Origin of the sequence: Bartonella capreoli, assembly GCF_902813205.1 — a bacterium.
GTDB lineage: Bacteria > Pseudomonadota > Alphaproteobacteria > Rhizobiales > Rhizobiaceae > Bartonella > Bartonella schoenbuchensis.
On sequence record NZ_CADDZX010000181.1, the window covers coordinates 1 to 465 of the forward strand.

Below are 465 nucleotides of genomic sequence, written 5' to 3' on the forward strand. Positions count from 1 at the left end.
AGCCAATAGCCAATAAAGCCATTTTCAAAAAAATGCGCCATGAGCGCTCCCCCAAATAAGCCTATCCCCCAATAGCTTATTGCGACAACAATTGTTGACCAAAACGTATCAAGCAAGCCCACAAGTATGCCATTGAGCATAGCTCCTAAAGTGCCAAAAGCAAAAGACAATAAGACGAGTGGAAACAATTCCCAAGAGAAAACAACAACGCTGTCCTCAGAAATATCAAAGATGGTTGTAAGGATAAATCCATAAGAGAGATAAACAACTCCTGATAAAAACAAGACATAAGCTACAGCAAAAACTGTGACACTCATACGCAGCTGTTTTAGAGCTATATTATTTCCATCTGCTCTATACCACGCTGCTATTGTTGCGGCTGCGCTGGAAATTCCCAAAGCCACCACGGAAATAAGCATATCGAGACGCATCCCAATCGTATGCGCAGCTAAAGCTTCGACCCCA

The 465-nt window shown here is 42.6% G+C and carries 1 protein-coding gene; it reads right to left on the bottom strand.

The window, feature by feature from the left end; genetic code table 11:
* The coding region (locus tag J7R05_RS07955; RefSeq protein WP_246468275.1) for an MATE family efflux transporter at positions 1 to 465 on the bottom strand (465 nt) is incomplete at both ends.